This is a genomic window from Rhodococcus sp. FW305-130 (assembly GCF_058788335.1).
The window spans coordinates 924247-938426 of the sequence record NZ_JBYTAP010000001.1 but is presented as its reverse complement, the minus strand read 5'-3'; the positions used below and the strand labels follow the sequence as shown (position 1 = coordinate 938426).

Genomic DNA, 14180 nt, shown 5'->3' with positions numbered 1-14180 from the left:
GGACACTCACCGTGTGCTCAGTCCGTTTCGGTCAGCAGAACCACCGAGTGTCCACCGCGCGCCTTCGCTGCGTACATCGCGCGATCTGCACGTCGCAGCAAAGTGGGATAGGCGATGAGTGCATCGTCCGGCGATTCGAAAGGACCTGCGACCTTCGCGATTCCGACGCTCAGGGCCACCTCGGAATGGCCGGGAGCAGTGACCGTTGATCGCTGAAGTTCTTGTTCGAGTCGATCGACCGAGCGTTGATCGCCCGAATCGACGATGATGAACTCGTCGCCGCCGATCCGTGCGATCAAGGCCGCCGGGCCGGCGCATTCGACCAGTCTCGATCCGACCTTCTCGATCACAGCGTCCCCGACTGTGTGCCCGTACTCGTCGTTGATGGTCTTGAATCGATCGATGTCGACAGCGGCGACAACGACAAGCGCCGAATTGGCGTACGACCGCTCCAGTAGCAGTCGCACCTCGTCGGCCAGTCCCCTCCTGTTGAGAAGTCCGGTCAGTGGGTCCAACTGCGAATTCAACGCATCGGTGCCGAGAATGGAGAAGATGAACTGACAGGCAAAGGGGATCACGTAGATCGCCGCGCCGACGAGAACTGTCAAAGCGACCAGAACCGGAACATCCGAATAGTTCTCGACAACGGAAATGCGCGTCACAATGCCGATGACTACGACGAATACCCACAGCATGTGCAGGCTCTGTATTCGAGCATTGTGGAAGAACGCGATGTATCCGCCGATCACCGAGAACATCACGGCATGGGCCAGTGCCGCAAGTGGATTGGAATACAACGCCATTGCGGCCGCTATTCCCACTTCCGAATAGAGCACAAAGGCGTATGACCAGGAACGGGAGAGGTTGCGCCTCGTCGAGAGGGCGACGGCCATCATCACGGTTATGACGATGATGACTGCGTTCGCGGTGCGCGCGTGCGGAGTGGTCGGTCCCTGTGGACTGAAGCGAGTCAAGAACATGATCACGGTGACCAGCACCAACGAGCAGACGACAAGAAACCGCGAGGCGACGGTCAACCCTTTGTCCGCGAGATAGCGATTGAAGGTGTCGAATTGGTCCGGACGCCGATACCAATCGACAAGTTGAGAAGAGATCAGCCGGAATGCGGGACCCGAGAGCGGCCGTTGAGACGCGACGGCGTCCGAACGCTCCACACTCTCGGCAGATTCCATAGGGTCAGGGTAATCCAGTCAACTCCCCGCAATCAGACAATTCTCACTCTTTGCCGTCCCACATCACAACTCGATCGCCGCCGGCGGCCTTCGCGCGGTACATCGAGGCGTCTGCTACTCGAAACAGTTCCGTCAACTCCTCGTCGGAAATGATCGAAGACCATTCGGCAGAGGTGATCGCGACTCCGACGCTGGTCGTCACCGCCGGATCACGATCGTCGATTCGCAGGTGCCTTCGCAGATTGTCCTCGAATGCGGGCGCTGCACCGACGTCGATCGTGTCCACCAAGACGAACTCGTCCCCACCGAATCTGGCGAAGAGCGCCTTCTCGCCGCCGCACCACCGCAGTCGATCAGCAATCTGACGAAGTACGAGATCGCCTTCTTCGTGCCCCCGCGAGTCGTTGACGCTCTTGAACGAATCGACATCGACGATCGCGACGACATACGACGACTTGCTCGACGCATGCCCCGTTGCCCCCATTTCGACAACAGCTCGCTGCAGCCCGCGCCGATTCAGAAGGCCGGTCAACGGATCCACATCCGAACTGTCCGCGTCGGAGCCAAGAAGTGAGAGGACGAACTGGCAGGCGAACGGGATGACCACGATCCCGGTGGCGATGATCAGACACAGTGCGGTGGCCAACGCAGGATCCGCGTAGACCGCGACCTTTCGTCCGACCACTGCCAGAACCACGATGGACAGGGCGATGTGAATCGCTTGGAGTCTCGCGTTGTGAAAATACGCGATGTACCCACCGATCAGTATCAAGAGCACGCACTGGATCAACCCGATGAAGGGGTCGTTGTTCAAGAACACACCGACGAATACGCCGACCTCGCAGTAGGCGACAAAAAAGTACGACCACCGACGCGTGATTTCGGGCAGGAGGCAGAAGAGCACGATCACCGCGACCGTGACTCCGATGATGACGGCGTTGACGACGCTGGTGACGTGGTTGTGCACGCCCGCGTCGCTGAAGCGCAGCAGAGTCATCGCAACGATGACCGTCGTCAGGGAACCGATGACCAGCAATCGGACGGCTAGCTCCAGGCCCTTCGTGGCGAGGTATCGATTGAAACTGTCGAATTGATCAGGACGCCGATACCACTGAACGAGAAGGTCGAAAGCCGACTTCACAGCTGATTTTTCACGGCCACGCGGCGCGGGCAGAATCGACTGCAGTCGGTCCTGTCCGAACGATGTCATGCGCAGATCATAGGTGCGCAGACCGTCGTTCGGGATCAAGAGCGCAGGATCGAGGCCGCAAATCCGCGGTCGGTGTCAGCGCCGAACGAGGTACGTGTCCATGATCCAACCGTGCTTCTCGCGCAGCTCCGCCCGGCGCGCGACGATCCGATCTTCGACGTCGCGCAGGTTGCCGGAAATCAACTCCTCGTCCGCGGTTCCGAGGTATGCCCCCCACCAGATTTCGGCATGGTCTTCGGCCACCTGAGTGAAGGTGCAATGCGCGTCGAGCATGACGACGGCGTTGTCCACGCCGTCGGGTAATCCCTCGGCCAGTTTGCGGCCGGTCGTGATGTGGATGGGTTCGCCGATTCGGTTGAGGACGATTCGGTGCTGTGCGGCCAACGACTGCACGCTGGTGATTCCCGGGATGACGGAGTAGTCGAACGTCGCTCTCCCGCGAGCGAGCACCCGCTCGACGATCCGCAGAGTGCTGTCGTAGAGGGAGGGGTCACCCCAGACGAGAATCGCTCCGACGCCAGGTTCGGCCGCGAATTCCGCTTCGAATTTCGCGGCCCGACGCTCGTGCCAGTCCTCGACAACCCCCTCGTAATCGGTCGGGGTTCGGTCCCGCGGCGGGTCCGTGATCTCGACCACCTTGTAGTCGAGGTGAACGTGCTCGTCGAGGATGCCGGTTCGCAAGTCGACCAGAGCCTGCTTCTCGTCACCCTTTCCGATGATGAAGAACGTATCGGCCCTGTTCATAGCCTTGATCGCCTGAACCGTCACCTGGTCGGGATCACCCGCACCGATACCGATCACCAAGAGTTCGCGCATGTGCCGAGGCTATATTGCCGTGGGGGGGGGGGGGGGGGGGGGGGGGGGGGGGGGGGGGGGGGGGGGGGGGGGGGGGGGGGGGGGGGGAGGTACGTACCCCCCCCCCCCCCCCCCCCCCCCCCCCCCCCCCCCCCCCCCCCCCCCCCCCCCCAAGGCAGGCCCTAGACTGATTCCCGTGACTGTCTCCACTGCTTACGAAGACCTCCTCCGGCTCGTCATGGAGACGGGTACCGCCAAATCCGATCGAACCGGAACCGGCACCCGCAGCATCTTCGGTCACCAGATGCGTTTCGATCTTGCCGACGGCTTTCCGCTCGTCACCACCAAGAAGGTCCACCTCAAGTCGATCGTCAACGAGCTCCTGTGGTTCCTGCGCGGCGACTCCAACGTGGCGTGGCTGCACGAGCACGGCGTCTCCATCTGGGACGAGTGGGCCGACGAGAACGGCGAACTCGGCCCCGTCTACGGCGTCCAGTGGCGTAGCTGGCCCACCCCTTCGGGCGAGCACATCGACCAGATCACGCAGACCGTCGAGACCCTGCGCTCCAACCCCGATTCGCGGCGAATCATCGTCTCGGCGTGGAACGTCGCCGACATTCCGCAGATGGCGCTGGCTCCATGCCACGCGTTCTTCCAGTTCTACGTCGCCGACGGAAAGCTCTCCTGCCAGCTGTACCAGCGCAGCGCCGACATGTTCCTCGGCGTTCCGTTCAACATCGCCAGCTACGCGCTGCTCACCCACATGATGGCCCAGCAGGCCGGACTCGAGGTCGGCGAGTTCGTCTGGACCGGCGGCGACTGCCACATCTACGACAACCACGTCGACCAGGTCACCGAGCAGCTCGGTCGCGAGCCCCTTCCGTTGCCGACCCTGAAGCTGAACAAACGCGACTCCATTTTCGACTACACCTTCGAGGACGTCGAGATCGTCGATTATCAGCACCACCCCGCGATCAAAGCGCCGGTAGCGGTCTGACGATGACCGATCGCACAGTCACCCTCATCTGGGCGCAGGCCCACGACGGCGTCATCGGCGTCGACAACACGATCCCGTGGCGCGTGTCCGAGGACATGGCTTACTTCAAACGCGTCACCATGGGACATCCGGTGATCATGGGACGGCGCACCTGGGATTCCATTCCACTGAAGTTCCGGCCGTTCAGCGGGCGTCGGAACATCGTCGTGACGCGCGATCCGCAATGGCAAGCCGAAGGCGCCGAGGTAGTCCACAGGCTGGACGACGCCTTGGCGTTGCCGGACGGTGACGTATTTGTCGTCGGAGGCGGGCAAATTTATTCGGCTGCACTGCCATTCGCGACGCATCTCCTGGTGACCGAGGTCGACCTCGACATCGCCGGTGATGCCTTTGCTCCCGAGATCGGCCCCGAATGGAACCTGAAGTCCGACGAGCCCTGGCAGACCTCGGAGAAGAGCGGGCTGCGCTTCCGCTGGCTGGAATACACGCGCTGACCGACTTCCGCCGATAACGAGGCACCTCGCGAGTGAGTCGGTCATACTCCAAGAACGACATTCACCGCTTCCGAGAGGTCTTCGATGGACAAGAAGTCACTGACCGCTCTCGCTCGTCAACAGTTGAAACTGGCGGGCTCGGCGACCAGCGGTCGCAGTTCACAAACCGTCTACGGCGGCCACCAGCGCAGCCTGCGACAGACGGTGATCGCCCTGAGCGCCGGCAAGAGCCTCGCCGAACACGACAGTCCGGGCGAAGCCACACTGTTGGTCCTGAGCGGGAAGCTGAATCTTGTGTGTGGGAGCGACCAGTGGAAAGGATCCACCGGTGATTTCCTCACCGTGCCGGCCGACCGCCACAGCGTCGAAGCGCTCGAAGACGTTGCATTTCTGCTCACCGTCGCCATGAAGGGTTGAAGTCGGTACCGTCTTCCGGGTGAGCGAAACCGTGATCGAAGTGTCCATCGTCGCAGCCCCGTCCGTTCTGTGGCCCGCCCTGCGCGACCCGTCGCTGATTCGTCGTTGGTTCGGCTGGGAGTACGACGGTCTCGACGACGAAATCGCCCAGATCTACTCCACCGCTGAGGCCGATCCCGAGGCACTGACGCTGAAACTCGGAAACGGTGACCGCTTCTCACTTCTCGAACAAGACGGCAAGACGGTCGTCCGCATCGATCGGCCGGCCAAATCTGCCGACGACGACTGGTACGACGACATCACCGAGGGATGGACGACGTTCCTCCAGTTGCTCAGATTCGCAGTGGAGCACCACGGACTCGCTGAGCGAAGAACCATCTATCTCGACGGCCTGCTGCTCCCTGGCGAGAATGCGGCAACCGTCCTCGGGCTCACCGAAATCGAATTGGAAGCGGGAAGTCGATACGCGGCGACAATCGCTCCCGGCGACTATTTCGAAGGCGTCGTCGACTACGTCACCGATCACCAATTCGGGTTGACAGTCGAAGATCTCGGCCCTGGTCTACTCTCTGTCGCGACCCAGTCGGTGACTCCGCAGCGCCCAGACGGAGGCATGTCCATCCTGCTGACCACCTACGACCTGAGCGATGACGAGTTCGACGAAATCAAGCATCACTGGTCGTCGTGGTGGGAAGGTCGCCGTCAGGAGGGCTGACGTCCCGCGAGGCGATATGCTTCGACCATGGTCGAAGCATCGGGTCACAGTCCGGCACGCACGTTCGGCGAGTTGCTCGACCGCCTGGGCGATTCCAATGCAGACATACCGACACTCCACCGTCTGCTCGAGGCGGTCCTGGTGGTCGGTTCAGGTCTGGATCTCGACCTGACACTCCAACGGATCATCACCTCTGCGACAACGGTTCTGGATTGCCGCTACGGCGCCCTGGGGGTTGCGGCGCCGGGGGGCGGGCTCTCGGAATTCGTGTACGAGGGAATCTCCGGGTCCCAACGCGCGACCATGGGGCATTTCCCCGAAGGTCATGGCGTTCTGGGTGTTCTGATGAATCACCCGCAGACTTTGCGTGTGGCGCATCTCGGCGACCATCCCGAATCGGTGGGATTCCCCGCGAATCATCCACCGATGGAGAGCTTCCTCGGGGCGCCGATCATGATGCGAGGAAAGGTGTTCGGAAGCATCTACCTGACTGAGAAGCGCGGAAAAGCCGAGTTCACCCAAGAAGACGAGGTCATTCTCGAGGCCCTCGCCATCGCAGCCGGCATCGCTGTGGAAAACGCCCGGCTGTTCGAGCAGTCACGAACTCGTGAAAGATGGCTCACCGCAACATCTGCCATTCGCTCGCGGTTGCTGGCCGGTGACTCGCTCGAGGACGGCCTGCAACTTCTTGCCAGTCGCGTTCGGGACCTGACCGGCGTCGACGACGTGATCGTGGTGATCTGCGAGAACGGATACGCACAGGTTCACGCTGCGGCCAGCGCCCGAACCACGTCACGTGGAGTCAGAATTCCAGCGACGACCTATCCGTTCGACGTGGTGCGGAGCACTCGAAAGCTACAGGTACTCACCACTTTAGGTGCACTCACCGAACTGGTGCCGTCGGCCGGAAGTGCGGTCGTGGCACCGATGTGCGTCGCCTCGGGTGTAGTCGGCGCGGTCATCGTGGCGTCGAACTCGACCAACACGCACTGGGATCACGACGAACTGACCCGAATCGAGTCGATGGCCGAACTCGGCTCCGTTGCAATCGAGTTCGACGAGAAACAAAAGGCGCAACGCCTGTTGTCGGTTCTCGCGGACCGCGACCGCATCGCACGAGACCTGCACGACAACGTCATCCAGCGACTGTTCGCGAGCGGAATGAGCCTGCAGAGCACGCTTCCGGACGAGACCCTCCCGGAGTCGGCGCGCGCGATTGTCAAACGATCCCTCGAACAGCTCGACAAGACAGTCCGCGAGATTCGGACAACCATCTTCGATCTGCAGACTCCCACGGCCACCGATTCGTCGAGCCTGCGCCGACGCCTCCTCGATGTCATCGGCGACGCCACCGCACAGTCCGCCGTGACCCCCAGCGTCCAATTCTCCGGCGCCATCGACACTCTGGTGAATCCCGGGATCCACCAGCACGCCGAAGCTGTGCTGCGTGAGGGGCTGAGCAACGTCCTTCGGCATGCACACGCACACCACATCACCATCGCAGTCACCGCGGACGTCGAATTTGCGATCACGATCGAAGACGACGGCGTCGGACTCCCCTCCGACTTCCACAAGAGTGGACTTCACAATCTCGAGCGCCGTGCCGAACATTGCGGCGGTACGTGCACGATCGTCAACCACAATCCGAGCGGTGCACGCCTGCTCTGGCGAGTACCGCTCGGGCGCACCAACTCGAATCGACCGAAGTCCGGTCGGTAGACCTATCGACTGCCGCTGCGGATTTCGGTGGCCAGCACCGCAGCCTGAGTACGACGCTGCATGCCCAGCTTCGAGAGCAGACGCGTCACGTAGTTCTTGACTGTCTTCTCCGCGAGGAACAATCGCGCGCCGATCTCCCGGTTGGTGAGTCCCTCTCCGATGAGGTCGAAGACTGCTCGCTCCTGATCGGAAAGTTCGGCCAACGGATCAGCGGTGCGGTCGCTACGGATCCGCTGCATCAGCGCCTCCGTCGCCCGACTGTCGAGCAGTGAACCGCCGCGCCCGACTGTGCGGACCGCAGCGACCAGATCGGTTCCGAGAATCTGTTTGAGGACAAATCCCGAAGCGCCCGCCATGATCGCGTCGAGTAGTGCCTCGTCGTCCGCGTACGACGTGAGCATCAGGCAGCGCAGGTTGGGCAGCATCGAGCGCAGTTCGCGGCACAGTTCGACGCCGTTGCCGTCCGGCAGCCGTACGTCCAGAACCGCGACGTCGGCATTACTCTGCGGTACCGCAGCCAATGCTTCTCCCACGGATGCGGCCTCACCCACCACCACGAAGTCTTCGACCCCGCCGAGTAGGTCGAACAATCCGCGTCTGACGATCTCGTGATCGTCGACCAGGAATATCCGCGTTGTCATCGAACCCCTCCAAAAGACATCTCACGTCGAACGGTACCGGAGATGGTGGACTCAAAAGTCATTGAATGCATTCTCTTCACTTGTTGACGTGCCGGACGATGAGAACCGGGCAATCCGCAGTATGGAGCAGTGCCCGACTGGTCGATCCGAGGAGCATTCCCGCGAATCCGCCGCGCCCACGGCTGCCGACGACGATCAATTGCGCCGTCTCCGCGTATTCGCTCAGCACTCGGACCGGACGGTCACGCGCGACGACTCTCTCGACGACGACGTCCGGGTAGCGCTCGGTGAAACCAGCCAATTGCTCGGCAAGGACAACTTCCTCACCTGTCTGGATGCTGCTCCACAGTGGATCGTCGGGGGTGGCGCCCAGGGAGGGCTGCACGCTCACATCGCTCCACACGTTGACGGCGATCAATGTTGCACCCCGAGCGGATGCCTGTTCGAAAGCATGCTCGACTGCCTCGATGCTGCTTTCGGATCCATCGACACCGACGACGACAGGACCTTCGGTCGGCGGTCGACCATCAAGCGTCCGGCCCCGGACTACCGCCACCGGAGATTCGCCGTGCGAGACCACCGACACCGTCGCGGAACCGACGACCAATCCGGTGAATTCACCATGCCCGCGGGGCCCGAGCGCAATGATGTACGCGCCCTTGGACAATTCGATCAGGCGATCGGAGACGCTGCCGTCGAGTAGTTCGGTGACGATCTCGAGGTCGTCGTCGATGCTTTGCCGCGCGAGGATCTGCGCGCTGTCCAGACGAGCGGTGGCAGTGCGGCGAAGTTCGTCCTTGAAGCTCTCGGCGAGGTACGGCTCGGAGTAGTAGAAAGCGGGGATGTGCACCACCGTCGCAATGTGCAGCGGACGACCGAGCGCCACCGCCGTTCGAGCGGCCCAGACGACAGCCGACGACGCCGATTCCGAGCCGTCCACTGCCACGACTACGGGTTTGGTTGCACTCATGTTCGTCCCTCCACGATCGACCAGAGAATCTCTTCGCCCTCACACTATTGCCCAATGACGGCAAAAAGGATTCATCAGCCGACGCGAGTCCCGAATCGGACATTCGGAGTTCGGGTGGACTGCGGCAACGGCCCCGCCAACATCCCTTTCGGGCGTCAACGAGGCCACCGGTGCCGGATTCGCACGCAAATCCTGGCTACTCGATCCACGTTAGGCGAAGAACCCGACCGGTCAGAAGTGAAAAAAGTCCCATATGAAAGCGCCGAAAATCGGGTTTCGTGCGCAAGAGATCCCGAATCACCCGCTCTGCTGTGCGCCTTTATTAACCGCCGGCGGTTAATAAAGGCGCACGGCAGGGTCAGTCACAAATCTTGCGGAACTTCTCGATCAGCTGAACACGGCCGTTGCGATCGGCCGCCAACGGCGTGACGTTGAGCGTCGTGACGCCGGCTTCGGCGAAGGCTGCGACGCGTTCCTTGACGTAGCTCTCGGGACCGATCAACGACACGGCGCGAACCAGCTCGTCCGGGACCGCTGCTGCGGCCTCGTCCTTCTTGCCCGCGAGGTAGAGATCCTGAATCTTCTCGGCGGCCTCTTCGTAGCCGTATCGCACCGCGAGGTCGTTGTAGAAGTTCTTGCCCTTGGCGCCCATACCGCCGATGTAGAGCGCAAGGCTCGGGCGTACCCAGTCGAGCATGTGGTCGACGTCGTCACCGATGGCCAGGGCCGGCGACGCGTACACCTGAAGCTCGCCGAGGCTCGGATCGCGCTTGGCCTTGCCCTTCGCAATCGGCTCGCCCCATACGCTTGCTGCCTTTTCCGGATGGAAGAAGATGGGTTCCCAGCCTTCGGCGATCTCAGCCGTCAGTTCGACGTTCTTGGGTCCGAGCGAAGCGATCAGGATCGGGATGCGCTCACGCACAGGATGATTGATCAGCTTGAGCGGCTTGCCCAGTCCGGTGCCCTTCTCGGCGGGGAGCGGAACCTGGTAGTACTTGCCCTGGTATTCGACCTTCTCGCGGCGCCACACCTGACGGCAGATCTCGACGACCTCACGCGTGCGTCCCAACGGAGCGTCGTACTTGACGCCGTGGAATCCCTCGATCACCTGCGGTCCGGAAGCACCCAGGCCCATCACGAAGCGACCGTTGGAGACGAAGTCCAGGCCCGCTGCCGTCATGGCGGTCAACGAGGGCGTACGGGTGTAGATCTGGAAGATTCCCGAAGCGAGTTCGATGGTGGACGTCTTGGCCGCCAGGTAACCGAGCTGGCTGACCGCGTCGAAGGAATACGCTTCCGGAACGAAGGCGATGTCCAGGCCCGCCTTCTCCAGGTCACCGACCTCTTCGACGGTTTCGGCGAACCCGCCGCTGTAGTTCAAACCCATACCGATACGCACGTTGTAACCCCAATCCAGACGATTGCCGCCGTGTGCGACGCGCACACAGCCTTGGTACTCCCATCGAACACTTAACTCACATCGAACACTACGGAACATGAGTCCGCATTCATGTGACTACCCCGTTCGTATTCGATGACCGAAACGAACGGGGTAGCGGGAGAACCTGGAGAGGTCAGGATTCTTCGGGGCGAACCACCATGACGGGGCACTTGGCCGAAGCGATCAGAGTATTGCTGGTCGAGCCGAGGAGCATGCCACGGAATCCACCACGTCCACGGCTGCCGACTACAACAAGCTGCGCTTTTGCCGACCAGTCCAGCAGCCGTCCTCGTGGGTTGTCGAGGTATACCTCGCGCCGGACCTTCACGTCCGGGTACTGCTCGGACCAACCGGCCAAGCTCTCGCTGAGTACGGCGTGCTCTTCCTCTTCGAGAGACTGCGGGGCAAGCGCAGCTGCCCTCGGGTCTTCGAATGCCGCGCTGCCGAGGTCACTCCACACGTGCAGCGCCACCAACTCGGCGCCGCGGAACGCTGCTTCCTCGAATGCCGCGCCCACTGCTTGCGCGCTGAGCGCACTGCCGTCGACGCCGACCACGACGGGTCCCTCCGAAGGCACTGCGCCGTCGCGGTCCCGCACGACGATGACCGGGCACTTGCCGTGACTGGCAACACCGACCGCTGTATTGCCGAGAACTGCCGTCGCCGCCTTGCCTGAAGCGGACGCTCCGACAACGACCCGCCTGGCCTGCGCCGAACTCTCGATCAACCACTGAGTTGCGCTGCCGATGGCGATTTCGGTGTGAACTTCGAGTTTCGGATCGATCTCATGGGCGAATTGTTCCGCCTCTGCCAAGATCGCTTTTCCCGCCTCTTCGACCCATTCGTACACCCCACCCGCGTCGACGTACGGTCCGCCGAAACCGTAAGGCGCGAAGTCGAGAGCGTGGATGATGTCGAGTCGCAATTCGCGCTGGGCGGCGATTTTCGCGGCCTCGCGGAGCGCAGTGGACGCAGTGTCCGAACCCTCGACTCCGACAACAACACTGTTATGTTCGCGTGAACTCATGTGCCCACCTTCCTGAAGAAGTAACCGAGCCACTTTCACTCTAACCATCCCACTTGTCCGGCTTTTTTGGGGTCGCCCCCTCTTCATTTCGGGGACTTAGGTCCCCGAAACTGTTGACGGATAGGAGAATTAGCAGAGCAATCAGGACCAGGTGTGAACGGGATCTCCCGCCCGCATGTTCTCGACGTAACCGCGGAGCATTCCGGTGAGCGCAGTCGAGCGATCCGCGCCCGAGGCCTCCGCGCGCGCCACGTGCTCTCGTTGCCAGGCGGCACCGGTCTGCCGATTCAGGCACCGCCCCTCGATGACGCCGAGATAACGATCGCGGGCCGCGGCGGACAATCCGAAGTCCGCCAAACCCTCGTCCGCCAATGGCAGCAGCCTTCGCAGGACCAACTCGTCGGCACCGACCCAACCGATCTCCGGCCAGTACAAAGTTGCGTCGAGTCCGTACTTGGCGCCGATGTGCAGGTTCTCTTCTGCCGCATGGAACGACATGTGCGACCACAGTGGCCGCTCCGCGTTCACCAGCGCCCGAACTGTGCCGTAATAGAAGGCCGCATTGGCCATGATGTCGACGACAGTCGGTCCGGCCGGCAGCACTCGATTCTCGATGCGCAAGTGCGGCTTGCCATCCGAGCAGTCGTACACCGGACGATTCCAGCGATAGACCGTGCCGTTGTGCATCTGAAGCTCGCTCAACTCCGGAACTCCGCCCGCCGCGAGCACTTCCAGTGGATCGGTGTCCGACACGTCAGGCAGCAGGGCCGGGAAGTACCGCGAGTTCTCTTCGAACAAGTCGAGCACCGAGTGGATCCACCGCTCACCGAACCACACCCGCGGCCGCACACCTTGGTTCTTCAGCTCGAAAGTTCTTGTGTCCGTGGCCTGCTCGAAGATCGGGATGCGCGATTCGTGCCAGAGCGCCTTGCCTGCCAGGAAAGGAGAATTGGCCGCCAACGCCACCTGTACGCCGGCCAGACACTGCGCGGCATTCCAATGCGCGGCAAACTCTTCCGGCGCAACGCGGAGATGCAACTGCATGGACGTACATGCCGCCTCCGGGACTACCGAATTGGTATCGGCCCGAAGAATTTCCACGTCGCTGCCAGGTAGCGCGACACCTTCGACGTCGAGTTCGATGTCCTCGCCTCGAGCGGTGAAAATTTGCTCGTTGAGCAATTCATAGCGCGGGTTCGCGGTGATCCACTCTCGATCGAGATGCTCGAGTTGCAGAGTCGGCAGCATCCCGATCATCACCATCTCGGCGTCGTGCGCATGGATTCGCGCGTCTGCGACGTCGAGGGAGGCGCGCAGTTTCTTTTCCAATTCGAAAGTTGCATCACCGGTGAGTGGGCCGGGTTCAACGTTCATCTCGACGTTGAACTGTCCGAGCTCGGTTTGGAAAACCGCAGCGTCGTCGATGGATTCGAGCACTTCACGGTTGGACATCGCAGGAGCCATGTCCCCGTTCACCAGGTTGAATTCGATCTCCATGCCCAGCAGCGGCGCCGGCTTGTCGACGGCGTCTCGGAAGTCACCACCGTCGAGCATCTGCTTCATGGCGTCGACGCATGACCGCACTTTCTTGCGAAAGAGCCTACGGTCCGCCCGCGTGAATTCTCGCGCCGTGACTTCTGCACCCATCGCGCATTCCCCCTTCGACGATCAACGTCACTGAAGGCTATCCGGCCGGTGTCACCGACAAACGAGAACTGCGGTGGCACCGGGAAGAATTTCCCGACGCCACCGCAGTTCTCCGAAAGTTTCTCTTACGAGTTGTCTACCCAGGTGACAGCCACGCCGCGAGCCTGCAGCCACGCTGCGGGGTCGACCTTTGCGCCGTTCTCGGCAACCTCGAAGTGCAGGTGCGGGCCGGTGGACTGTCCACGGTTACCCACTGTGGCGATCTGCTGGCCAGCATTGACGCGCTGGCCGACGTTGACCTGGTAGTCGTTGACGTGGCCGTACGTGGTGACCGTGCCGTCGTCGTGCTGGACGCGAACCCAGAGGCCGAAACCTGACGCCGGGCCGGCGTCGATGACCTGGCCGTCGGCTGCAGCCAGAATCGGCGTACCGATCGGAGCCGCGATGTCGAGACCGCCGTGGTGTGCTCCCCAGCGCGAACCGAAGGTGGAGGTCAGCGTTCCGGACACCGGCTGCACGGTGCGAGCAGAGGTGCCGGGGTTGATCCCCGCGAGGAACTGCTGTGCCTGCGTGTTGAGATCGGCAGCAAAATCGGGAAGCTCGGGAATGTCGAGAGCGGGAAGTGCCGCCAATTCAGCCGGAACGACAACGCCCTCGGGGAGCAGACCCTGCGGGATTTCGATGCCGGCGATGGTCTGTGTTGCCGGCGCCGCAGCAGCGGTTCCTGCACCCATCTGGCCTGCACCGACGAGGAGTGCACCGGTAGCCGCAGCTACGACACCCGCCTTGACACCGGCACCAGGGCCAGCCGACGGGGTGCGGTGGCGGCCGCTTGCTGCCTCGGGATCGATCTCGAAGACAACATCGTCATTGCCCGTGCGGTGGTGGTTTCCCACAGTGTGTACTCCGTCAGT

Annotated in this window: 14 protein-coding genes; 5 read left to right on the top strand and 9 right to left on the bottom strand. The window is 62.1% G+C overall.

Translation table 11 applies throughout. The features are described from left to right. Positions 1 to 17: 17 nt before the first annotated feature. The 3 genes from AC3WQS_RS04560 to cobF all read right to left on the bottom strand — a co-directional run bounded on the left by AC3WQS_RS04560 (position 18) and on the right by cobF (position 3219). Positions 18 to 1193, bottom strand: coding sequence for a GGDEF domain-containing protein (locus AC3WQS_RS04560; protein ID WP_084325264.1), 1176 nt, complete (start codon positions 1191 to 1193; stop codon positions 18 to 20). Between the two features lie 43 nt (positions 1194 to 1236). Then, entirely contained in the window at positions 1237 to 2403 is a 1167-nt protein-coding gene (locus AC3WQS_RS04555; RefSeq protein ID WP_020908672.1) for a GGDEF domain-containing protein, read from the bottom strand. Positions 2404 to 2478: 75 nt separating this feature from the next. Next, entirely contained in the window at positions 2479 to 3219 is a 741-nt protein-coding gene (cobF, locus tag AC3WQS_RS04550; RefSeq protein ID WP_019744783.1) for a precorrin-6A synthase (deacetylating), read from the bottom strand. 175 nt (positions 3220 to 3394) lie between these two features. Here cobF and AC3WQS_RS04545 point away from each other — a divergent pair, with 175 nt between their 5' ends. The 5 genes from AC3WQS_RS04545 to AC3WQS_RS04525 all read left to right on the top strand — a co-directional run bounded on the left by AC3WQS_RS04545 (position 3395) and on the right by AC3WQS_RS04525 (position 7540). Then, positions 3395 to 4195 (top strand): thymidylate synthase, encoded by an 801-nt coding sequence (locus AC3WQS_RS04545; RefSeq protein ID WP_021332281.1) that lies wholly within the window; start codon positions 3395 to 3397, stop codon positions 4193 to 4195. 2 nt (positions 4196 to 4197) lie between these two features. Continuing rightward, a complete protein-coding gene (locus AC3WQS_RS04540; protein WP_019744784.1) occupies positions 4198 to 4689 on the top strand; it encodes a dihydrofolate reductase in 492 nt (163 codons plus the stop codon). An 84-nt stretch (positions 4690 to 4773) separates the two neighbouring features. Next, a complete protein-coding gene (locus AC3WQS_RS04535) occupies positions 4774 to 5106 on the top strand; it encodes a cupin domain-containing protein (protein WP_003946336.1) in 333 nt (110 codons plus the stop codon). A gap of 19 nt (positions 5107 to 5125) precedes the next feature. Continuing rightward, entirely contained in the window at positions 5126 to 5821 is a 696-nt protein-coding gene (locus AC3WQS_RS04530; protein ID WP_084325262.1) for a hypothetical protein, read from the top strand. 27 nt (positions 5822 to 5848) lie between these two features. Further along, a complete protein-coding gene (locus AC3WQS_RS04525) occupies positions 5849 to 7540 on the top strand; it encodes a sensor histidine kinase (RefSeq protein ID WP_047888501.1) in 1692 nt (563 codons plus the stop codon). 2 nt (positions 7541 to 7542) lie between these two features. On the opposite strand, the gene AC3WQS_RS04520 is transcribed toward AC3WQS_RS04525, so the two are convergent. From AC3WQS_RS04520 to AC3WQS_RS04495, 6 genes are all read right to left on the bottom strand, one after another. Continuing rightward, the gene (locus tag AC3WQS_RS04520; protein ID WP_019744786.1) at positions 7543 to 8181 is read right to left on the bottom strand and encodes a response regulator; all 639 of its coding nucleotides are present in this window, start codon (positions 8179 to 8181) and stop codon (positions 7543 to 7545) included. A 76-nt stretch (positions 8182 to 8257) separates the two neighbouring features. After that, positions 8258 to 9151 carry a universal stress protein gene (locus AC3WQS_RS04515; RefSeq protein WP_003946389.1) on the bottom strand — a complete coding sequence of 298 codons (894 nt, stop codon included), beginning with the start codon at positions 9149 to 9151 and terminating at the stop codon, positions 8258 to 8260. Positions 9152 to 9509: 358 nt separating this feature from the next. Next, on the bottom strand, positions 9510 to 10550 hold the full coding sequence (locus AC3WQS_RS04510) for an LLM class F420-dependent oxidoreductase (RefSeq protein WP_007727670.1): 1041 nt from the start codon (positions 10548 to 10550) through the stop codon (positions 9510 to 9512). A gap of 175 nt (positions 10551 to 10725) precedes the next feature. Then, positions 10726 to 11619 (bottom strand): universal stress protein, encoded by an 894-nt coding sequence (locus AC3WQS_RS04505; RefSeq protein WP_019744789.1) that lies wholly within the window; start codon positions 11617 to 11619, stop codon positions 10726 to 10728. Positions 11620 to 11760: 141 nt separating this feature from the next. After that, the gene (locus AC3WQS_RS04500; RefSeq protein WP_080909156.1) at positions 11761 to 13266 is read right to left on the bottom strand and encodes a glutamate-cysteine ligase family protein; all 1506 of its coding nucleotides are present in this window, start codon (positions 13264 to 13266) and stop codon (positions 11761 to 11763) included. A gap of 125 nt (positions 13267 to 13391) precedes the next feature. Beyond that, positions 13392 to 14162, bottom strand: coding sequence for a M23 family metallopeptidase (locus AC3WQS_RS04495; RefSeq protein ID WP_003946431.1), 771 nt, complete (start codon positions 14160 to 14162; stop codon positions 13392 to 13394). Between the last annotated feature and the right edge of the window lie 18 nt (positions 14163 to 14180).

What these genes read in the sequence shown, in the direction of transcription:
- AC3WQS_RS04560 (WP_084325264.1), bottom strand. Translation starts at nt 1,193, where the DNA reads ATGGAATCTGCCGAGAGTGTGGAGCGTTCGGACGCCGTCGCGTCTCAA.
- AC3WQS_RS04555 (WP_020908672.1), bottom strand. Translation starts at nt 2,403, where the DNA reads ATGACATCGTTCGGACAGGACCGACTGCAGTCGATTCTGCCCGCGCCG.
- cobF (WP_019744783.1), bottom strand. Translation starts at nt 3,219, where the DNA reads ATGCGCGAACTCTTGGTGATCGGTATCGGTGCGGGTGATCCCGACCAG.
- AC3WQS_RS04540 (WP_019744784.1), top strand. Translation starts at nt 4,198, where the DNA reads ATGACCGATCGCACAGTCACCCTCATCTGGGCGCAGGCCCACGACGGC.
- AC3WQS_RS04535 (WP_003946336.1), top strand. Translation starts at nt 4,774, where the DNA reads ATGGACAAGAAGTCACTGACCGCTCTCGCTCGTCAACAGTTGAAACTG.
- AC3WQS_RS04525 (WP_047888501.1), top strand. Translation starts at nt 5,849, where the DNA reads ATGGTCGAAGCATCGGGTCACAGTCCGGCACGCACGTTCGGCGAGTTG.
- AC3WQS_RS04520 (WP_019744786.1), bottom strand. Translation starts at nt 8,181, where the DNA reads ATGACAACGCGGATATTCCTGGTCGACGATCACGAGATCGTCAGACGC.
- AC3WQS_RS04515 (WP_003946389.1), bottom strand. Translation starts at nt 9,151, where the DNA reads ATGAGTGCAACCAAACCCGTAGTCGTGGCAGTGGACGGCTCGGAATCG.
- AC3WQS_RS04505 (WP_019744789.1), bottom strand. Translation starts at nt 11,619, where the DNA reads ATGAGTTCACGCGAACATAACAGTGTTGTTGTCGGAGTCGAGGGTTCG.
- AC3WQS_RS04500 (WP_080909156.1), bottom strand. Translation starts at nt 13,266, where the DNA reads ATGGGTGCAGAAGTCACGGCGCGAGAATTCACGCGGGCGGACCGTAGG.